This is a genomic window from Miniimonas arenae (genome assembly GCF_006351005.1).
GTDB lineage: Bacteria > Actinomycetota > Actinomycetes > Actinomycetales > Beutenbergiaceae > Miniimonas > Miniimonas arenae.
In genome coordinates this window covers 1-21,218 of the sequence record NZ_VENP01000054.1, presented here as the reverse complement: position 1 = coordinate 21,218, position 21,218 = coordinate 1, and the positions used below count along the sequence as shown (strand labels likewise).

22 protein-coding genes and 1 tRNA gene are annotated in these 21,218 nt (G+C 73.8%); 15 read left to right on the top strand and 8 right to left on the bottom strand.

Annotation, left to right across the window (positions count from 1 at the left end):
- Window positions 1-132: 132 nt before the first annotated feature.
- A complete protein-coding gene (locus FH969_RS12270) occupies window positions 133-303 on the top strand; it encodes a CsbD family protein (RefSeq protein WP_139987428.1) in 171 nt (56 codons plus the stop codon).
- Window positions 304-432: 129 nt separating this feature from the next.
- Here FH969_RS12270 and FH969_RS12265 read toward each other — a convergent pair whose 3' ends face one another.
- A complete protein-coding gene (locus FH969_RS12265) occupies window positions 433-1,380 on the bottom strand; it encodes a resuscitation-promoting factor (RefSeq protein ID WP_180359786.1) in 948 nt (315 codons plus the stop codon).
- A 185-nt stretch (window positions 1,381-1,565) separates the two neighbouring features.
- On the opposite strand from FH969_RS12265, the gene FH969_RS12260 reads away from it, so the two are divergent.
- Together FH969_RS12260 and FH969_RS12255 are read left to right on the top strand one after the other, a co-directional pair.
- A complete protein-coding gene (locus FH969_RS12260; protein WP_139987426.1) occupies window positions 1,566-1,961 on the top strand; it encodes a YchJ family protein in 396 nt (131 codons plus the stop codon).
- Between the two features lie 40 nt (window positions 1,962-2,001).
- The gene (locus tag FH969_RS12255; protein WP_313556026.1) at window positions 2,002-2,529 is read left to right on the top strand and encodes an NUDIX hydrolase; all 528 of its coding nucleotides are present in this window, start codon (window positions 2,002-2,004) and stop codon (window positions 2,527-2,529) included.
- A gap of 7 nt (window positions 2,530-2,536) precedes the next feature.
- Here the strand turns inward: FH969_RS12255 and FH969_RS12250 are convergent, their stop codons facing one another.
- Both FH969_RS12250 and FH969_RS12245 read right to left on the bottom strand, forming a co-directional pair.
- A complete protein-coding gene (locus tag FH969_RS12250; protein WP_139987424.1) occupies window positions 2,537-3,730 on the bottom strand; it encodes a cobalamin-independent methionine synthase II family protein in 1,194 nt (397 codons plus the stop codon).
- 139 nt (window positions 3,731-3,869) lie between these two features.
- On the bottom strand, window positions 3,870-4,571 hold the full coding sequence (locus tag FH969_RS12245; protein WP_139987423.1) for an HNH endonuclease family protein: 702 nt from the start codon (window positions 4,569-4,571) through the stop codon (window positions 3,870-3,872).
- Window positions 4,572-5,033: 462 nt separating this feature from the next.
- Here FH969_RS12245 and FH969_RS12240 point away from each other — a divergent pair, with 462 nt between their 5' ends.
- From FH969_RS12240 to FH969_RS12220, 4 genes are all read left to right on the top strand, one after another.
- Window positions 5,034-6,170: a carboxylate-amine ligase gene (locus FH969_RS12240; protein ID WP_139987422.1), complete on the top strand. Its 1,137-nt coding sequence runs from the start codon at window positions 5,034-5,036 to the stop codon at window positions 6,168-6,170.
- A 287-nt stretch (window positions 6,171-6,457) separates the two neighbouring features.
- Complete coding sequence (locus FH969_RS12230; protein WP_139987420.1) at window positions 6,458-6,826, top strand: type II toxin-antitoxin system VapC family toxin; 369 nt, start codon at window positions 6,458-6,460, stop codon at window positions 6,824-6,826.
- Between the two features lie 29 nt (window positions 6,827-6,855).
- Entirely contained in the window at window positions 6,856-7,155 is a 300-nt protein-coding gene (locus FH969_RS12225) for a hypothetical protein (RefSeq protein WP_139987419.1), read from the top strand.
- Window positions 7,152-8,144 (top strand): cation diffusion facilitator family transporter, encoded by a 993-nt coding sequence (locus tag FH969_RS12220; protein ID WP_234417880.1) that lies wholly within the window; start codon window positions 7,152-7,154, stop codon window positions 8,142-8,144. The genes FH969_RS12225 and FH969_RS12220 overlap by 4 nt, the downstream gene beginning before the upstream one ends.
- Here the strand turns inward: FH969_RS12220 and FH969_RS12215 are convergent.
- Window positions 8,086-9,942 carry an ABC-F family ATP-binding cassette domain-containing protein gene (locus tag FH969_RS12215; RefSeq protein WP_108718474.1) on the bottom strand — a complete coding sequence of 619 codons (1,857 nt, stop codon included), beginning with the start codon at window positions 9,940-9,942 and terminating at the stop codon, window positions 8,086-8,088. The genes FH969_RS12220 and FH969_RS12215 overlap by 59 nt on opposite strands.
- Window positions 9,943-10,315: 373 nt before the next feature.
- Between FH969_RS12215 and FH969_RS12210 the strand changes: the two genes are divergently transcribed.
- Entirely contained in the window at window positions 10,316-13,078 is a 2,763-nt protein-coding gene (locus FH969_RS12210) for a hypothetical protein (RefSeq protein WP_139987418.1), read from the top strand.
- On the opposite strand, the gene FH969_RS15320 is transcribed toward FH969_RS12210, so the two are convergent.
- The 4 genes from FH969_RS15320 to FH969_RS12190 form a co-directional block, all read right to left on the bottom strand.
- Window positions 13,031-13,756, bottom strand: a complete 726-nt coding sequence (locus tag FH969_RS15320) for a GNAT family N-acetyltransferase (RefSeq protein ID WP_180359785.1) — start codon at window positions 13,754-13,756, stop codon at window positions 13,031-13,033. The genes FH969_RS12210 and FH969_RS15320 overlap by 48 nt on opposite strands.
- 10 nt (window positions 13,757-13,766) lie before the next feature.
- Window positions 13,767-15,188, bottom strand: a complete 1,422-nt coding sequence (locus FH969_RS12200) for an MFS transporter (RefSeq protein WP_139987417.1) — start codon at window positions 15,186-15,188, stop codon at window positions 13,767-13,769.
- Window positions 15,189-15,257: 69 nt separating this feature from the next.
- Window positions 15,258-16,610 carry a hypothetical protein gene (locus FH969_RS12195; protein ID WP_139987416.1) on the bottom strand — a complete coding sequence of 451 codons (1,353 nt, stop codon included), beginning with the start codon at window positions 16,608-16,610 and terminating at the stop codon, window positions 15,258-15,260.
- Window positions 16,607-17,449, bottom strand: coding sequence for an ABC transporter ATP-binding protein (locus FH969_RS12190; protein ID WP_139987415.1), 843 nt, complete (start codon window positions 17,447-17,449; stop codon window positions 16,607-16,609). The genes FH969_RS12195 and FH969_RS12190 overlap by 4 nt, the downstream gene beginning before the upstream one ends.
- Window positions 17,450-17,661: 212 nt before the next feature.
- On the opposite strand from FH969_RS12190, the gene FH969_RS12185 reads away from it, so the two are divergent.
- The 7 genes from FH969_RS12185 (at window position 17,662) to FH969_RS12160 (ending at window position 21,134) form a co-directional block, all read left to right on the top strand.
- Window positions 17,662-17,853 (top strand): hypothetical protein, encoded by a 192-nt coding sequence (locus FH969_RS12185; protein WP_139987414.1) that lies wholly within the window; start codon window positions 17,662-17,664, stop codon window positions 17,851-17,853.
- A gap of 125 nt (window positions 17,854-17,978) precedes the next feature.
- A tRNA-Arg gene (locus tag FH969_RS12180) sits at window positions 17,979-18,051 on the top strand.
- Window positions 18,052-18,109: 58 nt separating this feature from the next.
- A complete protein-coding gene (locus FH969_RS15315) occupies window positions 18,110-18,268 on the top strand; it encodes a hypothetical protein (RefSeq protein WP_180359784.1) in 159 nt (52 codons plus the stop codon).
- Window positions 18,269-18,325: 57 nt separating this feature from the next.
- Window positions 18,326-18,886 carry an alpha/beta hydrolase family protein gene (locus FH969_RS12175; RefSeq protein WP_180359783.1) on the top strand — a complete coding sequence of 187 codons (561 nt, stop codon included), beginning with the start codon at window positions 18,326-18,328 and terminating at the stop codon, window positions 18,884-18,886.
- 22 nt (window positions 18,887-18,908) lie between these two features.
- Window positions 18,909-19,280: a bleomycin resistance protein gene (locus FH969_RS12170; RefSeq protein WP_108718468.1), complete on the top strand. Its 372-nt coding sequence runs from the start codon at window positions 18,909-18,911 to the stop codon at window positions 19,278-19,280.
- Window positions 19,281-19,307: 27 nt separating this feature from the next.
- A complete protein-coding gene (locus FH969_RS12165) occupies window positions 19,308-19,595 on the top strand; it encodes a DUF1905 domain-containing protein (RefSeq protein ID WP_108718467.1) in 288 nt (95 codons plus the stop codon).
- A gap of 54 nt (window positions 19,596-19,649) precedes the next feature.
- Entirely contained in the window at window positions 19,650-21,134 is a 1,485-nt protein-coding gene (locus tag FH969_RS12160) for a peptide MFS transporter (protein WP_108718466.1), read from the top strand.
- Window positions 21,135-21,218: the final 84 nt, after the last annotated feature.

The following is a 21,218-nucleotide window of genomic DNA, read 5'->3' as shown; positions in this document are numbered from 1 at the left end:
GTTGGGGTAGTTGCGCGCAAGGGTCAAAGGTCCTTACAACGGAGGGGTGGGCCTGCGCGGGAGCGCGGGGGCACGCACCGCAGGCTCGACGCCTGCGGCAGGTACCCAGCAGGACGAGGCAAGGAGAGAACCATGGGACTCGACGACAAGATCGGCGCTGCCGCCCAGGACCTCAAGGGCAAGGCCAAGGAGAAGATCGGCGAGGCGACGGACAACCACAGCCTGCAGGCCGAGGGTGTCAAGGACCAGGCCGTCGGCCAGACCAAGAAGGCCGCCGAGGACGTCAAGGACGACCTCAAGTAGCTCTGCCGGCAGGGCTCACCGGAGCCGGCGCCAAGCGCCGCTCCCATGCACACGAAGGGCGAGCGACCGAGGGGTCGCTCGCCCTTCCGCGTGCGTGACCAGCGTGCCCGAGTTGCGTGCCCGCGCGGCTCAGCGCGTGTACACGTCGAAGTGGTTGCCGACTGTCCCGCGGTCGTACACCTTGCCCTGCGCGCCGAACGGGGTGTCGATGACGGTGCCCTTGGGCGTGCTGGACGCGAGCACGATGTAGCCGTCCGCGTCGGCGACGTAGCCGTCCGCGTTGACGTGCCGGCCGGGGATGACGAGCCCGCCGCCGGGCAGCACGCTCTGGGAGTAGTAGGTGAACTTGTAGCCGTTCCAGTTCACGACGCCGGCGCTCATGAACTCGCTCAGCGTGTAGAGCTTGATCGAGGCGGTGGTCTTCGTGCCGACCTCCACGATCTCCGGTACCGCGGCCGTGAGCTGCGTGGACACGAGCGTGGTGCGCGCCGTCTCGACCCCGTCGACCTTGGTGACCTGGCTCGTGGTCTGGGCGACGCCGTCGACGCCCTCCTGCACGACCTGCGTCTCGCCGAGGGCGAGCGAGTCGGTCTCGCGCTGCTCGACGGCGTGCGGCGTCGTGGTCTGCTCGGTGACGTACTCGATCGTGCCGCGCCCGATCGTGACCTGCTCGCCGGCCTGCGGCTGCGTGGTGAGGTCGACGGAGACGGTGTCGTCCCAGCCGAGCTCGATGCCGGACTCGGCAAGCGCGTCCGCGAGCGTGTCCGCCGCCGTCGTGATCTCTCGCGTCTCGCCGTCGACCACGACGGCGAAGGTGACGGCATCGCCGTCGGCCAGCGCCGTGCGCGCCGAGCCTCGCGAGGCCGGGTCGGGCGTCACGTGCACGACGTCGTCGGCCGCGAGGGTGGTGTTGAGGAGCGGGATGTCGGCGCTCGTGGTGTCCTGCTCCGCGGCGGACTCGGCCGCCTGGTGCGCGATCCCGCGGACCACCACGCCTCCGGTCGCTGCGACGAGTCCGGCGACGACGACGCCGCCGGCGAGGGCCTTGACGGCCCGGGCGGAGGGGCGAGCGCTCACGGGTTCCTCGATTCGCGGGGGATCGGACCACGGTAACGAAATGATCACGACGCGGCTACTCGCAGTGACGCATCTCGCTCGACCCGCCCAGGTTCGCCCGCGGGTGCGCACACCGCGCGCACGGGCAGGCTTCTCGGCGGGCTGGAACCGCGCGGCGGGCGGCGTCGGAGTCGTACCGTGTGCGCGTGAGCACCGAGGACTCCCCGCGCTGCCCGTGCCGCAGCGGGCGGCCGTTCGCCGAGTGCTGCGGCCCGCTCCTCGCGGGTGGGCTCGCGCCGACCGCCGAGGCGCTCATGCGCTCGCGGTACACCGCGTACGCCCTCGGCGACGAGGATCACGTGCTGCGCACCTGGCACCCGGACACCGCGCCGAGCGTGCTCGACCTGTCCGACGGCGTCACGTTCGTCGGCCTGCAGGTCGTGGACACGGTGGCCGGGGGAGCCGTCGACGACGCCGGCACCGTGCACTTCCGCGCTGCCTACCGCACCGAGACGGGCCGCGAGGTGCTCGAGGAGATCAGCCGGTTCGTGCGGCTGGACGGCGCGTGGCTGTACGTCGACGGCGACATCCTGTCGACGTGAGCCGCCTCGACGTGAGCCAGCTCGACGTGAGCCGCCCGTGGTGAGGCGCAGCGCCGCGCTGCTCGTCGTGCGCGACGACCCCGAGGCGGGCCCGCTCCTGCTCATCGGCCACATGGGCGGCCCGTTCTGGGCGCGCAAGGACGCGGGCGCCTGGTCGATCCCGAAGGGGGAGTACCTCGACGACGAGGAGCCGGAGGTGGCGGCCCGTCGCGAGCTCACCGAGGAGACGGGCTACGTCTGGCCGCCGGACCGGCCCGTGGTCGACCTGGGTGAGTTCCGCCAGTCCGGCGGCAAGCGGGTGAAGGCGTTCCTCGCCGTCGAGCACGCGTTCGTCGACGGGAGCGAGCACCGGTGGGAGCTCGCCGACTTCCGCAGCAACACGTTCCCGCTCGAGTGGCCGCCGCGCTCGGGGCGGTTCGTCGACGTCCCGGAGATCGACCGGGTGGGCTGGGTCTCGACCCAGATCGCACGGGAGAAGCTGGTGCGAGGCCAGCTCGCCGTCGTCGATGCCGCCGCGTCCCACGTGGGTGAGACGCGGCGGCCGGAGGAGGCCCGCTACAGCGGGTAGGCCGGACTCAGCCCGCGACGCCGGCGATCCGCGCGCCCTCGCCGAGCGAGGCGAGCTTGGCCCACGCGATGTCGGCGTGCACGCGACCGCCGAGGCCGCAGTCGGTGGAGGCGATGACGCGGTCGGTGCCGACGATGTCGGTGAACCGGCGGATCCGCTGTGCCACGAGCTCGGGGTGCTCCACGACGTTGGTCGCGTGGCTCACGACGCCCGGGGCGAGCACGAGGTCGCTCGGCACCGCGGCGTCGGCCCAGGCGCCGAACTCGTGCTCGTGGCGCACGTTGCCCGCCTCGAACGAGATCGAGCCGACGTTCGCCTGGAGGATCACCGGGAGGATGTCCTTGAGGGCGACGTCCGTGGTGTGCGGACCGTGCCAGGAGCCCCAGCACAGGTGCAGGCGCACGAGCTCCTTCGGCAGCCCCGCGATGGCGTGGTTGATCGCCTCGACGCGCACCGCGGTGAACGCCTGGTAGTCCTCGATCGAGGGCTCGGGGTTGATCTGGTCGAAGTTCTCCGCGAGCGAGGGGTCGTCGAGCTGGACCACGAGGCCGGCGTCGGTGATCGCCTTGTACTCCTCGTGCAGCGCGTCGGCCCACGCGAAGATGTGCTCGCGCTCGGTGGCGTAGTAGTCGTTGCGGACCCGCGCCGCGGACCCCGGGGCGATCGCCGTGAGGAAGCCCTGCTCGCCGTCGTGCAGCGCCGCCTTGAGGTTGCGGATGTCGGAGGCGACGGCGTCGTGGCCGCGGTAGGAGATCGGGCCCGTGGTGGTGGGGAAGGCGGTGGCGCCCGAGCCGACCTCGACGGCCTCGGCGTAGACGGCCGGGAAGAGCTGACGGTCGCGGCGGTCGAGGAAGCTCGTGAGGCGGATCGCGCCGGGTTCGGAGCGCACGGGCGGCTCGTTGAACGCGTTGACCTCGGTGAGGGAGAGGCCGGCGGCGCGCTGGAAGGAGTAGGACCACCAGGCGCCGTAGTCCACGGCGTTCGACATCGCCTTGCCGAACTCGCCGTCGCCGAGCAGCGTGATGCCGGCCTCGCGCTGGCGGGCGACGACGTCGGCCACGGCCTGCGCCGTGAGCTCCTGCACCTCGGGCGTGGAGCGGAGCGTGAAGCCGTCGTCCTCGAAGGTGCGCGCGGCGTTCGCGGTGATGAGGGCGTCGGTGCGCGGCAGCGAGCCGGCGGTGGTGGTGGCGATGGTCGTCATGGCGCGAGGCCTCCTGCTGTGGAGCGGTGGGGGTGCTTCGGATCGGTCCGGAACGACCCTAGCCACGACGGCGAGCCCCGGTCGCGCAGGCGGCGTGCGCCGTCCGCAGCGTGGGACGGCGGGTGCGGGCCGTACCGGGTCAGGGGAGGCCGCGCGGGGTCTGCGTCGCCGCGCGCGTGGGCAGCGGCTCGTCGGGGCAGGCGGCGAGGACCTCGGCCATCGCGTCGTGCTCGGACGGCGTGACCCGCAGGTCGTAGGCGTCCTTGACGGCGATCTGCCGCGCGACGTACGCGCACCGGTAGGCGGTGCTCGGCGGGAGCCACTCGCTCGCGTCGCCCGAGCCCTTGGCCTGGTTCGTGGGACCGTCGACGGCGAGCAGGTTCAGCGGGTCGTTGCCGAACTGCACCATCGTGTCCTCGCTCCAGGACTGCGCCCCGGTCACCCAGGCGTCCGCGAGGGCGACGACGTGGTCGATCTGGATCCCGCCGTCGGAGGAGGGGCCGGCGCCGATCTCGAAGTCGATCCGCGCGCCGGTGTAGGGGTCGGCGAGGACGCCGGAGTCGACCTTGCAGTCGTTCGTGCCTTCCCGGATGTCGAGCTCGGTGAGGTCGCGACGCAGGACGTCGTTGCGGGTGTCGCAACCGTTGCGGTCGACGTCCTCGCGCCAGGCGAACGACTCGCGGACGTAGCCGTCGAACGGGTCTTCCGCGCCGACGTCGAGCGTGGCCAGGGCGGCGAGCGCGGTGCCGGGGGCCGGGGTGGGTGCGGTGCTGGTGGCGAGGCTCCGCCCGAGCGCGAGGCCGACGGCGAGGACTGCCACGAGCGCGACCGCGCCCGCCATGGGCCACCAGCGCCGCGACCGCCGCGGTCTCCGCTGCTGCGGCTGCTGCGGCTGTCTCAGCTGCCACCGCTGCCGCGGAGGGCGGAGGGATGGCGCGGCGGGCACGCCCTCGATGGTTCCACGGTGCGGCCCGCGCCGCGGTGGAACTCAGAGCGTCCGCGGCACCTCCTCGTCGGGGAGCAGCACGTGGTACTGCTTCTCGAACTGACGGCGCCCGAACAGCCGGTAGGCGATCATCGGCTGGACGCTTTGACTGGTCGGCTGGACGCTTTGACTGGTCGGATCCGACCACGCCGGAGGGGCGTCGCATTGCCGCAGGTCAGCGGCATGGGGGTCGGGCGCAGAGAGCGGCCAGGGGATCTGACCAGTCAAGGCGCACACGCCTCCAGTCAATGTGCACACGCAGGCCGCCCGCGGGCCACCCCGTCCGGCACGACGGCGCCGGTGGGGGAGAGTAGGCCCATGCGAACGGTGGGGGTCGAGGAGGAGTACCTGCTGGTGGGGGAGCACGGCGAGGCGGTGGCCCGCTCGCGTGCGGTGCTCGCCACGCCCGCGGCCAGCGCCGTGACTGCAGACGCGGCCGAGGCCAACACACAGTCCGACGCAGAGTCGGGCGCCGACCCGAACCCCACCACCACGCTCGAGTCCGAGCTCCAGGAGCAGCAGGTCGAGATCTCCACACCCCCCGCGACCGACCTCGCGGCGGTCGCCGACGCGCTGAGGCTGGCTCGCCGTCGGGCGCAGGACGCCGCCGCCCAGGCGAACGCGCGCATCGTGGCGATCGGCACGTCCCCGCTGCCCGCGACGACCGTGGGCAGCGCCGGCGAGCGGTACGAGCGCATCCGCGACCTGCTCGCGCTGACCGCGCGCGAGCAGCTGACCTCGGGCGCGCACGTGCACGTCGGGATCAGCGACGAGGACGAGGGCGTGCGCATCCTCGACCGCATCCGCCCGTGGCTGTCGGTGCTCGTGGCCCTCGGCAGCAACTCCCCGTTCTGGCAGGGCGAGGACACCGGCTACTCCAGCTACCGTTCGCTCGTCTTCCGGCGATGGCCGACGGCGGGCCCCACCGACGCCTTCGGCTCGCCCGAGACCTACCACCGCACGGTCGAGCAGCTGCTCGCGACCGGCGCGATCCTCGATGAGGGGATGGTCTACTTCGACGCGCGCCTGTCCGCCCGCTACCCCACGGTCGAGGTCCGGGTGAGCGACGTGACGCTCGCCGTCGAGCACGCCGTGACGCTGGCCGCGCTCGTGCGCGCGCTGGCAGACACGGCCGCGCAGCCCGACGCGCCCGCACCCGACGTGCGGATCGAGGTGCTGCGCCTCATGGGCTGGCGGGCCGCCCGCAGCGGGCTGTCGGGAGAGCTCGTCTCGCCGGTGTCCTTCACGCCGTTGCCCGCCGAGGAGGTCGTGGGGCAGCTGCTCGAGCACGTCGACGCCGCGCTCACCGCGAGCGGCGATCGCACGCTCGTGCACGACGGCGTGGCGCACCTCCTGCGCGACGGCGACGGTGCGACGCGGCAGCGTGCGTGGTTCGCGGAGACGGGTTCGCTCGCGGAGGTGGTCGGCCGCGCGCACGAGGTGACGATGGCGTGAGGTCGAGATATCCCACTTGCGTGCTCTTGTTGGTATCATCGTCAGATGAGTGGGACGTATGCGGTAACGATGGGAGACCGGGGCCGTCTCGTCGTCCCCGCCGAGCTCAGGGCTCGTAGCGGTCTCGCGGAAGGCACACCGCTTGTGCTCACCGAAACGCCCTTCGGGGTCGTCGTCATGACCCGAGCGCAAGCACGAGCACACCTGCGTCGCCAGATTGGTGACGCAAACCTTGTCGACACTCTGCTCGCTGAGCGACGGGTGGCCGCGGCGCGGGAGGACGGCGCGTGACCGTCGTGCTTGACGCGTCAGCAGTTCTCGCGTTCCTGGGCGACGAAGCGGGGGGCGGCGTCGTGGAGCGAGCTCTGGACGAGGGTGCGCGCTGCAGTGCGGTCAACTGGTCGGAAGTGGCGCAGAAGGTCTCGGCGGCGGGTGGCGACTGGGACGTGGCTGCCGCGCTGCTGGCGAGCTACGGCCTGGCCGTCGAAGACGCGTCGGCCGCCGATGGAGTCGAGGCTGCGCGGTTGTGGAAGCGTGGATCGGGTCTGTCGCTCGCTGACAGGTTCTGTCTCGCGCTGGGGGCGCGGCTCGGCGAGACCGTGCTCACCGCGGACTCGGCCTGGGGCTCGGGCGAAGCGGTCCGCCAGATCCGGTAGGGCACCGCCGCAGGGGCAGGATGAGCGCCATGGCGGAGCTCGTGCTCGTGCAGGCCGACCTCACCCGCCGGCGCGTGGACGCCGTCGTGAACGCTGCGAACCGGCGGATGCGCGGGGGCGGCGGCGTCGACGCCGCACGCCTCGCGGTGGCGACGCTCACGACCACGCCGGTGCTCGCCGTCGGGCGCATCGAGATCGTCGTCCTGGGCGACCGCGAGTGCGACGCCGTCCGGGCGGCGCTGGACGCGCTGCCGGTAGGTTCCTCGCAGGCGCCCGCGGCCCCAAGGCGTGAGGGCGCCACCACGCGCGACGAGGGGACCACGCCGTGACCGCCGACATCCCACCCGTCGCGCCGCCCCCCACGCCTGAGAAGGCGGGCGGAGAGAGTCTCCTCACCGTGCTGATCGCGCTCGGCGCGAACGCGGTGATCGCCGTCGCGAAGTCGATCGCGGCCTCGCTCACCGGGTCCGCGTCTCTCGTCGCGGAGGCGGCGCACTCCTGGGCCGACACGGGCAACGAGGTCTTCCTGCTCATCGCCGAGCGACGCGCGGTGCGGCCGTTCGACGCGCGACACCCCTACGGTTACGGGCGGTCGGCGTACGTCTGGTCGATGATCGCGGCGTTCGGCCTGTTCGTCGTCGGAGCCGTGGTCTCGATCTGGCACGGCATCCAGCAGCTCGGCGCACAGGGCGAGGGCGAGGACTATCTCATCGGCTACGTCGTGCTGGCGTTCTCCGCCGCGCTCGAAGGAACGTCGTTCCGGCAGGCGTACCGGCAGACCAGGTCCGAGGCGCGGCGGATCGGTGTGCACTCGTTCCGCTACATCGGCGACACGTCGAACCCGACCCTTCGAGCCGTCTTCTTCGAGGACTTCGCAGCGCTGATCGGTCTCGTCATCGCGGCGCTCGGCATGGGACTGCACCAGCTCACGGGCTCGGCGGTGTACGACGCGATCGGGTCGATCCTCGTGGGCGTGCTGCTCGGCGTCGTCGCGGTGTTCCTCATCCGGCGCAACCTCGACTTCCTCACCGGGCAGGTCGTGAACCCGGCCGTGCGCGACTGGGTGCTGCAACGCCTGCTCGACACCCCCGAGGTCGAGGCGGTGACGTTCCTGCACCTGGAGTACGTCGGCCCCGACCGCGTCCTGCTCATCGCCGCCGTGGACCACGTGGGTTCGCCGAAGGAGGACGAGCTCGCGGTCCGGCACCAGGCGATCGAGGACCGGATCGAGAGCAACCCGAGGGTGGCGCGGGCGTTCCTCACGCTGTCGGCGCCGGGCGCAATGCCGATCCTGCCGGGGCAGGATCCGGGGTACTGACGCCGAGGTCCAACGTCAGCCCGGTCCACCCGCGCCGCAGCCAGCGGTCGTGCGACGCGACCACCACCGCGCCCGGATAGCGCCCGAGCGCGTCCTCGAGCTGCGTGACGAGCACGAGCGAGAGGTGGTTGGTCGGCTCGTCCAGCAGCAGCACGTCCGGGGGATCGGCGAGCACGACGGCGAGCGCGAGCCTGCGCTGCTGGCCCACCGACATCGTGGCCACCGGGCGGTTCTCGTCCCGTCCCGCGACCAGGCCGAACGTCGCCAGCGGCACCGCCTCGGCGCGCTCCTCGCCGACGAGGTCGGCGTACGCCTCGCGGGCCGTCCGGCCCGGCCCGCGGCCGTGAGGATCCGGCAGCGCCGTCTCCTGCGCGAGCAGCCCGACGCGCAGCGCGCCGGCCGCGTGGCCCGAGCCCGACGACGGTGCCAGGTCGCCCGCGAGCACCGCCAGCAGCGTGGACTTGCCCGAGCCACTCGGACCGGTGATCAGCCAGCGCTCGCCGGCGCTCACGGTGAGCGACACCGGCGCGAGCCGGCCCTCGACGCCGACGCCGGTCGCGCTCAGCACCGGGCCGCTCCAGGTGCGGCGGCGCGTGGCGCGTGCGCCGCTGCCGCCACGCTCACGCCCGAGCCCGGCCTCGCCGTCGAGCCCGCGGAACGTGGGCCACGCCGGGGGCTTGCGTACCTGGTCGGCCGTCAGCGCGTCCAGGCGCGCCCGTGCGTCGTCCACGCGGCGCGACACGACGGCGGCGTTGCGGTCGGAGTAGAACTTCTTCGAGCCCCGCATCTCCGAGCGCGGCTCGCGCCCCGGGTGCCCCACGACGTGCGCCTCGCGCAGCGAGCCGCGCAGCCGCTTGAGCTCGGCCTGCTCCTCGGCGTACCGCCGCTCCCAGCGCTCGCGTGCGTCCAGCCGGGCGTTGAGGTAGTCGTGGTAGCTCCCGGTGAATCGCGTGACGCCGATCCCCGACCCGTCGCCGTCGGCAACCAGCGGGCCAGCCACGGCGTGCGGCAGCGGCACGGGGTCGAGGTCGACGAGCGCGGTGACGGCCTCCTCGAGGAATGCGCGGTCGTGGCTCGCGAGCAGCACCGGTCCGCGCCAGGGAGCGAGCAGTCCGGTGAGCGCCGCAGTGGCGGTGTCGTCGAGGTGGTTCGTCGGCTCGTCGAGCAGCAGCACGTCGGGCGCGCTGAGCAGCACCCACGCCAGGGACAGCCGGGCGCGCTGGCCGCCGGACAGGCCGTCGGTCGGGCGCGCGCGCTCGACGTCCGCCAGGCCGAGCGCCGCGAGCATCGTGGCGACGCGGGCGTCGACGTCCCAGACCTCGAGCTGCTCGGCGCGGGCGAGCGCGGTGGCGTAGGCGGTGCTCGCGGCGTCGTCGTCGTGCGCGACGGCGAGGGCGTGCGCCGCGTCGTCGAGGTCTCGTTGCGCGTCCCGCAGGTGCGCGACGGCGGACTCCAGCGCCTGCGCCACCGTGCTCCCGGGCGCGAACGGCGGCTCCTGGTGCAGCAGCCCGACCCGCGGAGTCGCGCCGCCGGGCGCCGTGAGCGCGACGCTGCCTGAGTCGGGCCGCAGCAGCCCGGCGGCGAGCCGCAGGAGCGTGCTCTTGCCGGTGCCGTTCTCGCCGATGAGGCCGACGCGCTCACCCGGCCCGACGGCGAACGACACGTCCGTGAGCACGCGGCGGTCACCGAAGGCGAGCGAGACGCCGTCGAGGCGGAGCTGGGCGTCGGACTGCGACGCGCCGGCGAGCGAGACGCCTGTTGAACCGGCGCCGGAGGAGGAGGGAGAGAGAGCTGACATGGGTCACCCGGGGGTCGAGTCGAGTCCCGCGGGCGAGGGCGCCGCGGCGGGAGGGGACGTCTCGGGTCAGCTCAGCACCGCTCGACCGTAGGCGCGCCGAGGGCTCTCGGCAAGGGAATTGGCGCGGCGTCGAGTGCCGGGCCGCGTCTCACGTGGACATGGCGACCGCCGCGTCCACCTCAGGCGCGGCTACGCGTCCCGGGCCGCGTCTCACGTGGACATGGCGACCGCCGCGTCCACCTCAGGTCCGCCCACGCGTACGGGACCCTGGCGCCGACCGCGCGGAGGCCCGCTCCGCTAGCCTGCGCAGCACGGACGTCACGGCCGTCGGGGGGCGGCCGCGCGGCGTCGTCGCGGGGACGGGGAGGCCAGGGTGCCGGACGCACGAGGCGAGGGAACGGACGACGGCGAGCTCGACGTCGGGCACGCACGTTCGCCACGGGCGAGCGATCCGCTGACAACGGGCCGGTCCCACGACCCGCTGGAGACCGAGGGATGGGCGCCCGTCCGGCGCGACCTGCGCCGGCGCGACGCCGGGGCGCTGCGCACGATGCTCGGGCGCGAGATCGACGACCTCGGCGACCCCGACGGCGGCAGCGTCGTGAACCAGGTGCTGCGGCTGTGGGCGCGGTTCAGCCAGGCGGTCTACGACGAGGACGTCGACGTGATCTCCGCCGAGCTCGAGATCGCGCCGCCCGAAGGCGGCGACCCGGTGGACTGGGACACGGTCGTGGCGCACGTGTTCGACGGCATCGTGACGCTGCTCCCGCCCGCCGACACCGCGCGTGGCGCCCGCTGTCGGGCGACGTTCGCGGTGTTCGTGTCCTGCGAGACGGTCGTGTTCTGGGAGTACTCGGTGGTCGCGGCGGAGGTCCGCGCGATGCGGCGCGGCCTCGAGGCGGTCGGGGCGGGGATGCCCGTGGACCCGGCCTCAGCCCCTGACGCGCTGATGTGCCACGAGGTCGTGGGGCTCGCCGTCGACCTCCTCGGGGCGGTGGAGCGCCAGCTCGACGTCGAGCAGGCGATGGCGGCGTGCGCGGTGACGGCCGTGCGGCGCACGGCCGGCGCGGCCAGGGCGGCACTCGCCGCGGCCGCGGAGGAGGCGGCGGAGTTGCGGGGTCGTGTGGCGGCGAGCGGCCGGCTCGGCGCCGACAGCGCCGACAGCGCCGACGGCGCCGAGTCGAGCGGCGGCCTTCCCGAGGACCTCGCGGCGCACCTCGACGCACTCCTCGCGCTCGTGCTCGACGACCTCACCGGCACCGTCCCGTACTTCGCCCTGCTCGCCGACGAGATCGCGCCCGCGAGCGAGGCGTTCCTGGCCAACCTCGGCACGCGCACCGACGACGCCGCCGTAGCCGACCGCCTGACCCGGGCAGCCGAGGCGTGCCGGGCCTTCGAGGACTCCGACGTCGGCCAGTGGTCGGTGTTCGCCACGGAGGTGCGCGCCCACCGAGTGCCGCTGGAGGCCGCCGCCGCGCACTGCACGCGCCCGGACCTGGAGACGCTCGAGCTCGTCGCGGCCGACGTCACCTACCTCTACCCGTTCGGGCTCCCCGTCGCCGGGTCGGCCACGGACGTGCGCCGCGAGCTCATGGCCGCGCTCCAGGAGGCGGGCGGTGGCGGCTCCTCGCCGATCGAGACGCTCGCCGGGGTGCCGGTCGTCATCGACGACGCGCCGCGCTCGGACGGCTGGCTCGCCTCCACCTGGGTGCAGGACCGCGACTACCGCGCGTTCCGCGTCGTGTTCCCCGACCACGAGCTCGTGCTGGAGACGGCCGACGGCGTCACGATCGTCGGCCTCGACGTCGACCTGCGCCTCAGCGGCATGGGCAACCACTACGTGCGGATCCGGGTCGGCACAGACACCCGGGTCGAGGGCGCGGACCACCGCCGCTGGAACGCGCACGACCTCGAGCAGGCCGTGCGCCGCGGCGGGCAGTTCGCGGGCGCCGAGCAGGTCCGGTTCCGCGCCCGTACGCCCGGCGCCCACGACTCCGAGGAGTTCGGCACGCTGCTGAGCCTCGCGACGCGGATCGTCGGGGACGTCGCGCGCTCAGCACACCGACTCGTCGGCAGCCCGCCCGCGGACCTGGACCGCGACCTCGGCATCGTCGAGGGCTTCCTCGCCCGCTACTGCCAGGTGCTCGTGATGGTCGGCCGGGCCGAGGCCGTGGCGGCGGGCGGGCGGCGGCGCGCCCTCGTCGACGTCGCGGCGCTCGACGGCGTGCTCGGCGTGACCACGGCCCTCACCGCCCAGCGTGCGCTGGCCCAGAGCGCGCTGGAGTGGGTGACGTACGAGTCGCCGTCGCCCGAGGTACGGGCACGCCGGACGCTGGCCGGGCGCATCCGGCGCGAGCTGATCTGGTGCGCGGGGGACCTCACCGCCGTGTTCGGGCCGACCGCGCCGCACTGGCAGGTGCTCGAGACGGAGGCGCTCGCGGAGTTCGCCTCGAGCCTCATCGGGGTGTTCTGGCGGCGGCAGCAGTGGCTGCGCAGCGTGGTGGACGACGCCGGGCGCCATCTCGCCGGCAACGATGCGGCAGGCGCCACGCACGCCGCGGTCGCCGACCTCGAGGACGCCGAGCGACGCCTCGGCGAGGCGATCCGGCACGTGCAGCTCCTCGTGGACCGCGCGAACGAGCACGTGCTGTCCAAGGACCAGCAGGGCCGCGAGGTCTGCTACCACCTCATCGGGCTCAACGGCGTCGCCGAGCTGCAGCGCTCGCTCGGCGCCACCGTGCAGGCCGCGCTCAGCACGCAGCGCTTCCTCCAGGAGCGGCTCGACGCCGAGCACCGGCACGAGCGCGCCCTCGCCGAGGAGGAGGGTCGCGCGGCCGAGGCCGAGCAGGCGGAGCGGGCGGAGAAGTCCCGGCAGCGTCCGCTCGAGGTGCTGCTCGCGGTGCTCGCCGTCGTCGGCCTCATCGACCTGTTCGGCTGGGTGAACGACGCGGTCGGGATCGTCGGGCTGAGCGTGTGGTGGGTCGCCGAGACCGTGGCGATCGTCGCCGTCGCCGGCCTGCTCCTCTGGCTCGGGATGCGCGCGTGGCGAGTGTCCGACGGCGAACGTGAGCGACGCCGTCGGGTGCGGTCAGTCCAGCGCGAGCGGGGCGACCTCGCGCCACCGGGCGAGCGGTAGCACCCGCAGCGCGGGCGCGGCGCCGATCCGGTCCAGCAGCGCGACGCCGCGCGGGTCCTGGGCCGCGTCGGTCGGCGCGTGGCCCTCGCAGACCTCGAAGTAGTCGCGCGCCCAGGCCAGGACCGGGGCGCTCGGGACGGTGGGCTCGGCGTCGGCGTCGGCGGGCCGGTGCATGACGAGCAGGAGCATGTCGGGCACGCGCTCGCCGCGCGGGCCGAGCGCGGGCTGCACCCAGGGCGCGTCGAGCACCTCGGCGCCGGCGCGGCCGTAGAACCGCAGCCGCGCCTCGGGGTGCTCGTCGGTGTCCTCGGCGTGGCCGCGCGGGTCGTGCACCTCGGCGAGCACGAGGCCGCAGCCGCGCGCCTGCCACAGCTCGCGCAGGTGCGCGAGCAGCGCACCGCCCGCGCCAAGGCCGCGGCTCGCCGGGCTGACGGCGAGGTACTCCAGGAGGCTCACGCCGTCGGGGTCGAGCTCGCAGAACGCGGCGCCGACGGGCTCGCCGGACGCGTCGCGCGCGACCGTGAGCACGTGGCCCCCGTTCGGCTGGACGCCCTCCGGGCCGGGCAGCTCGTCGCGCGTGAACGAGGGGCGCAGGACGCGCTCGTACGTGGCCGCGAGGAGCGCAGGGTCGTCCTCGAGCGTGGTGAGGTCGGTCAGGGTGAGAGCTGGCGCGGTCATCACGTGCACCTTACGGCGCCGGTGGCTCCTCGTCCTCGACGCGCACGTGCGGGCGCAGCGCATCGAGGTCCCACCAGTGCGCGACCACCGGCACCACGACCGGCTCGCCGGCGGCGACCCGCGCGAGCGCGCGCCCGCGCAGCCGCAGGAGGCTCGCGACCATGGCGAGGGTGGAGACCGCGGCGATCAGCACGACCGTCGCGAGGGCCCAGCGGTAGTCGTCGAGGTCGGGGTTGGCGCCGCCGGAGCGGGCGTCGAGCACGAGGCCGACCGTGACCGCGCCGACCATCGCACCGAGGAAGCCGCCGGCGTTGACCAGGCCGGTCGCCGTCGAGATCCGGGTCTGCGGGGTGTAGTCGCGCGCGAGGTGGAAGCCGATCTGCGACGCCGGACCACCGGTGGCGATCACGACGAACGCGAGCGTCACCACGAGCTCCGGAGGCCGGCCACCCGGCCAGCCGAGCAGCACGAGCCAGGCCAGCAGGATCGCGGCGCACACGGCGATCGCGAGCGGCATCCGCGACCCGCGCCAGCGCCCGGCCACGGGCCCGACGACGAGGCTGAACGCGAGCGTCGCCACGACGAACAGCGACAGCTCGGCGGCCGCGCGCGCGTCCGGGTAGCCGAGCCCCTCGGTGAGGTAGGGGTAGCCCCAGACCATCGCGAGCACGGTGCCGGAGGCCATCGTGGCCTGGTGCGTCCAGAACCCCAGGCGCGCGCCGTGCCCGCGCTCGCCGCCGCGCCAGGACTCGAGCACCTGGCCGAGCACCGACCGCCACGCCGCGCCCGGCGTCCGGGCGTCGCCCAGCGCGTCCTCCGGGCCGGGCAGGTGCACCTCGCGGTAGGGCGCGGCGACGGCGGGCCGCAGCAGGAGCACCGCGTACAGCAGCGACGTGATGCCGGTGACGGCGAACGTCCGGGTCCAGCCGTAGGTCTGCAGCGCGATCGTGAGCGGGACGGTGGCCGCGAGGTTGCCCGCCATGCCGACCATGCCCGTGATCATCGTGAGCCCCGCGTAGCGCGTCGCGGGGAACCACTGCGCGGCGAGCCGCAGGCAGGAGATGTACACCGCCGCGTCCCCGACGCCGAGCAGCGCCCGGGCGCCGAGCGCCACCGGGTACGTGGTCGCGAACGCGAACGTGGTCTGTGCGATGCCGAGCACGAGCGTCGCCACGAGCAGCACCCGGCGCGGTCCCCAGCGGTCGATCGCGAGCCCCGACGGGATCTGCATCACGGCGTACACGCCGAGCTGCAGCATGACGAAGATGCCCAGCTGCGCGGACGTGATGTGCAGCCGTTCGACCGCCTCCGGCCCGGCGACGCCGAGCGAGGAGCGGTGCAGCACCGCGAGGAAGTACACCCCGCAGCCGGTGGCCCACACGATCCACGCGGAACGCCGGGCGCGGCGTCGGGCGTGCTGGAGGAAGGTCACGGTCCCTCAGTGTCGCACCGTGCGGCGGCACGGGGCGGCGCGGGTCAGGGTGTGGTCGGGCGCCGCAGCTCAGGCGCCCGACGCGAGCATCCGGTGCGCCACGCCGCGTGCGGCCGCCGCGCCGAGCAGCACGCACGCCACCGCGGCGGCGACCGCCCCCACGAACTGCAGCAGCACCGCGGGCTGCAGCCACATCCCGGCGCCGAGCAGCGGCACCATGAACATCAGCATCGTCACGGTCGCCGTCCCCACGGCCGCGACCAGCGGGATCACGGTCTCCCGGCCGCGGGCGGCGTCGAGCACCCGGGTGTCGGCGCCCGCGAGCGCGAGCGCGCGGTAGGCCGAGCGCTGGTCGATGACGCGGCCGGCCTGCATGACGCCCGTGGACACCCCGGCGAGGACGCCCGCGATCGCGAGCGTGAGCAGCCCGCCGGTCTTGAGGTCCTGCAGGACGATCGCGTCGCCCGGACTGCTCGCCATCGTCGTGTCGAACAGGGCGACGATCGACGTCGCGCCGGCGATGAACGTCGCGAGCGCGACCCCGCCGACGCTGCGCCAGGCGGTGCGCGGGTCGTCCGCGAGCCGGCGCCCCGCCAGCAGCGTCGCGGCCGACCGGGCGCGGGCCGCCGTCGCGCGTCCGACGAGGCCGAGCACGAACGGCCCGACGAGGTTGAGGGTCGCCATTCCCGCGGCGACCACGCCGACGACGAACACGAGCACGAGCATCCCGACGGCGTTCTTCATCACCGCCTGCACCACGGTGAGCGCGATCAGCGCGAGCACGACGGCGAGCAGCCGCATCGCGCGCAGCCCCGGTGGGGTGGTGCGTGCGGCCACGCCGATCGGCGTGATGACCACGCGGCGCAGGCCGAGCAGCGCGGACCACGCCGCAATGAGCACGACGGCGAGCACGGTCAGCGCGAGCGGACCCGCACCGACCCACAGCTCGGCGATCTCGAAGGTGCGGCCCTGGAACCGCAGCTGGGCGACGGCGGGCAGCAGCGCCGCGTAGAGCGCGACGCCGAGCACGGCTCCGACGACGGCCTGCGCCACGGCGTCGAGCACCGCGAGCGTGCCGACCTGGCCGCTCGTGGCGCCCGCGAGGCGCAGCGCCGCGAGGCGGGCGTCCCGGCGGGACACCGCCAGCCGCGCCGCCGCGCCGCCGAGCGTGGTGAGCGGGACGAGCAGGAGCAGCACCGCGAACCCCGCGAGGATCGGGTACAGCCCGGCGTCGTAGCTGCCGATGGCGGCGCCCGCCTCACTGCGGGCGAGGAGTGCGAGGAACCCGCCGAGCAGCACGAGCGCCATGCCGGTCGTCACGGCGAACGCGACGACGGCGAGCACGGTGGTCAGGCCCGCGGGGTCGTGGGTGTCGGTGCGGCCGCGGCGGCGCAGCAGGGCCCACAGGCGCAGCGTGGTCATCGCGCCGCCCCCGACCACGGCGCGGTGGGGAGGGCGACGGGGAGGGGCTGGCTCGCCGTCGGGCTCGGCGTCGGGCTCGCCGGGCCGGTAGTGCCGGCCGCGCTGGCCGTGGCGCCGGCGGCCGTGACGCCTGCGGCCGGCGCGACCGGCTGCGCGTGCGCCTCGGCGACGATGAGGCCGTCGCGCATGTGCACGGTGCGCGAGCACCAGTGCGCGACCTCCTCGTCGTGCGTGACGACGACGAGGGAGGCGCCCTGCGCGCGCGTCGCGGTGGTGAGCGCCTGCATGACCTCCCAGCCGGTGTGCCGGTCCAGCGCCCCGGTCGGCTCGTCGGCGAACACGACGCCGGGCCGGCCCACGAGCGCCCGCGCGATCGCGACGCGCTGCGCCTGACCGCCGGAGAGCTCTCCGGGTCGGCGCCGCTCCATCCCGGCGAGCCCCAGGTGGGCGAGCCACCGGCGGGAGGTGTCGATCGCCGTCGGGCGCGGTGTCCCCGCCAGGAGGAGGGGGAGGGCGGCGTTCTCGTCGGCGGGCAGCTCGGGCAGGAGCTGGCCGGCCTGGAACACGAAGCCGAAGTCGGAGCGGCGCAGCTGGGTGCGTGCGCGGTCGGGGAGCGTGGTGAGGTCCTGGCCGCGCCAGAGGACTGAGCCCGACGTCGGCGCGAGGACGCCCGCGAGGACGTGCAGCAGCGTCGTCTTGCCGGAGCCGGAGGGGCCCATGATCGCGACGGACTCGCCGGGGGCGACCACGAGGTCGACGCCGGCGAGTGCGCGGGTGGCGACGCCCTGGTCGCCGTAGGTCTTCACGAGGCCACGGGCCTCGAGCGGTGCGCTGGTCATGCCTCCACGTTCGCGCACGACGGCGTCGCGCGCCCTCCCGCGTCGGTCGCCTCCGCGGTGGTCGCGTGGGCCCACGGGCCGACGTCGGGGTCGGACCGTGGTCGCACCCGGGCGCTGCGCGGCGCGGCTCCTGGTGGCGCGCTTCCCGTCTTCCCCCGCTCGCCCCTGCATGGAAGAGTCAGCGAGACACCGTTCCTGACCAGGAGGTTGCGATGTCCACCACCGAACCCGCCTACCCGCCCGCCACCGCCGCCGAGCTCACCGCGGCCGAGCTCGAGGAGACCGGATCCGTCACCGACGAGGCCACCGACGAGGACGTCGCGGAGGCCGCGCAGGCGCTCGACGCGATCAACGACCCGGCCAACGACGACATCTTCGAGCACCTGCGGCCGCACAAGGAGTGATCTCCAGCGGGCTCCTCGTACGGGGCTGGGCATCGCGGTCCGGCGCCGCGATCCTGCCGCGCGACGCCGCCGATTAGGTCTGTGCCGCGGGGCCGGGGTATGCTCTTCCCCGGCCTTGCGGCCACGCGCCCGTAGCTCAATGGATAGAGCATCTGACTACGGATCAGAAGGTTGGGGGTTCGAGTCCCTCCGGGCGCGCTCGTTGAGACAGCGACGCGGAAGCCCCGTCAGCCCCACGGCTGGCGGGGCTTCTGCGTTGTCCGGCCTGTGGCGCGGCTGCGGGCGCAGCACCCCGTGGGCGATCGACGACCTCGAGCGCCTCGACGAGAACACCACGGCCGCGCTGATCGACGATCTCGAGGCGCTGCGTGCCCACCTCGGCATCGACGCCTGGCTGGTGCACGGCGTGTCCTGAGGGTCGACGCTCGCGCTCGCCTACGCCGTCGCGCACCCCGCTCGCGTCACCGCACTGGTGCTGACGGCCGTCACGACCGGCGGTCGGGACGAGATCGACTGGATCACCGAGGGCGTCGGCCGCATCTTCCCGGAGGCGTGGGCGCGCTTCGCGGCGACAACCCCGCACGGCGTGCGCGTCGTCGAGCACTACGCGCGGCTGCTGCGCGATCCCGATCCGGCCGTGCGGGCGGCGGCCGCCGACGCGTGGGACGCGTGGGAGGCCACGCACATCTCCCTCGACCCGGCCTGGGTGCCCGGGCCGCTGCACGACGACGCACGCGAGCGCGCGAACTTCGCCACCCTGGTCACGCACTACTGGGCGAACGACTGCTTCCTGCCCGGCGCTGCGAGCATCCTCGCCCGCACGGACGATCTTCCGGACGTCCCGGCGGTGCTCGTCCACGGCCGGCGCGACATCAGCGGGCCGGTCATCACCCCGTGGCACCTGCACCGCGCGTGGCCGTCCAGCGAGCTCCACGTCGTGGAGTCCGAGGGCCACGGCGGCGAGGACGAGATGGAGCTGACGTGCCGGGCGATCGACCGGCTGGCGCTGGTGGTGCCTCGCGCGGGCGGCTGAGGCCGGCGAGTACCGTCTGCGAATGGCCGACCGCGCAGTCCCCAACCTGCCCTCGCGCGACTTCACGCGGACGAGCGCGTTCTACGGTTCCTTGGGCTTCCGCGAGACTTACCGCGACGACTCGTGGCTGATCCTGCGCCGCGGCACGGTTCAGCTGGAGTTCTTCCCGTTCCCGGACCTCGACCCTCTGGCCAGCTCGTTCATGTGCAGCATCCGGGTGGCCGACCTGGAGGAGCTGCACGCCGCCGTCGCCGCCTCCGTGCCGATCGACGACGGCGGGATACCGCGCTTGACCCCGGTCGCACGTCAGGCCTGGGGGCAGCGCGCCGGGTATCTCGTCGACCTCGACGGTACCCAGCTCGCTCTGATCGAGGAGCGCGGCCCAGACGGCTGACTCCGTCCCCGGGGCTACGCTCCCCGCGTGGAGCTCGTCTTCTCCGGGGAGATCGTCCACTGGCGCGGGCCCGCGCCGTACCTCTTCGTCGTCGTGCCCGAGCAGGAGGCCGCGCAGATCGCGTCCGTGGCGCCCGTGGTCACCTACGGCTGGGGGATGATCCCGGTGGCCGTGACGATCGGCGCGACCCGCGTCACCACGTCGCTGTGGCCGCGCCACGGCAGCTACGTCGTGCCGATCAAGAAGGTGCTGCAGGAGGGCGAGGGCGTCGGACTCGGGGACGTCGTGACGGTGCGGCTCGACGTCGACGCCTGAGGCCGCGGGCCGGTAGTCCTCGTGCTCGGGGCCGCGTGCCCCTAGGGTCGGCGCATGAGCACGGCGACCACGCCCGTGGCGGGCGAGCGGACCTTCTTCGGACACCCGCGCGGGCTGGAGACGCTGTTCTTCACCGAGATGTGGGAGCGGTTCTCCTACTACGGCATGCGAGCCCTGCTCGTGCTCTACATGACGGCGCCCCTGACCGGCGACAACCCCGGCCTCGGCATCGACGACGGCGTGGCCAAGGCCATCTACGGCACCTACTCCGGTCTGGTGTACCTCACGCCCGTCGCGGGCGGCTGGATCGCGGACCGCCTCATCGGACTGCGGCGTTCGGTGCTGTACGGCGGCGTCGTCATCGCCTGCGGCCACTTCCTCATGGCGATGCCCACGGAGCTGTCGTTCTGGCTCGGCCTCCTCGCGATCTCGCTCGGCACCGGTCTGCTCAAGCCGAACGTCTCCGGCATCGTCGGGCAGCTCTACGCCCCCGAGGACGCCAAGCGAGACGCGGGCTTCTCGCTGTTCTACATGGGCATCAACATCGGCTCATTCGCGGCCCCGCTGATCTGCGGCACGCTCGGCCAGGGCGTCGGCTGGCACCTCGGCTTCGGCGCCGCAGGCGTCGGGATGACGCTCGGGATCCTGCAGTACGTGCTCGGCCGCCGGTATTTGCACGGCGTCGGCGACAAGCCCGACGAACCCGCCACGGCCCAGGAGCGCAAGCACGTCCTGGTGATCGCCGCCGTCGTGGTCGGGATCCTCGCCGTCCTCATCACCGCGTTCGTGATCGCGGGCCAGTCCTCCGTGACGGCAGTGACGTCCGCGGTCACCGTCTTCATCCTCATCGTCCCCCTCTGGTACTTCCGCCAGGTGCTGCGGGGCACGTCCGGTGACGCTCGCGGGCGCTCGCGGGTGACCGCCTTCATCTGGCTGTTCCTAGGCGCCGCGATCTTCTGGATGATCTTCGAGCAGTCCGGCTCCACGCTCACGCTGTTCGCGGAGAACGTCACGAACCTCGCGGTCACGAGCGGCTTCTCGATCCCGGCGTCGTGGCTGCAGTCGGTCAACCCGCTGTTCATCGTGATCTTCGCACCCGTGTTCTCGGCGGTCTGGCTGCGCTGGGGAGACCGCGCGCCGCGGACGTCGGTGAAGTTCGGCGTCGCGCTCCTCATCGTCGGCTTCTCGTTCCTGCTGCTGACGATCCCGATGTCCTCCTACGCGAACACCGGGCACAAGGCGACCATCTGGTGGCTCGTCACGGTGTACCTGCTGCAAACGTGGGGCGAGCTGCTGCTCTCCCCGAACGGGCTCTCGGCGACCACGAAGCTCGCGCCGCACGGCGCGCTCGGGCAGTTCCTCGCGCTGTGGTTCCTCGCGACGTCGGTCGGTACCACCGTCGGCGGCCAGATCGCGCGCGTCACCTCGAACGACCCGGTGCTCTCGTTCGCGGTGTGCGGCGGCATGGCCGTGGCGTTCGGCGCGATCATGCTGTCCGTCGTGCGGAAGATCAACGCCCTCATGGGGGACGTGCACTGAGCCCGGATCCGCCGGTGTGGTTGGCGGGTCGTGAGACGCGAATGCCCTTCTGACCTGGAACGATAGGACTTGTCGACGGTCCTG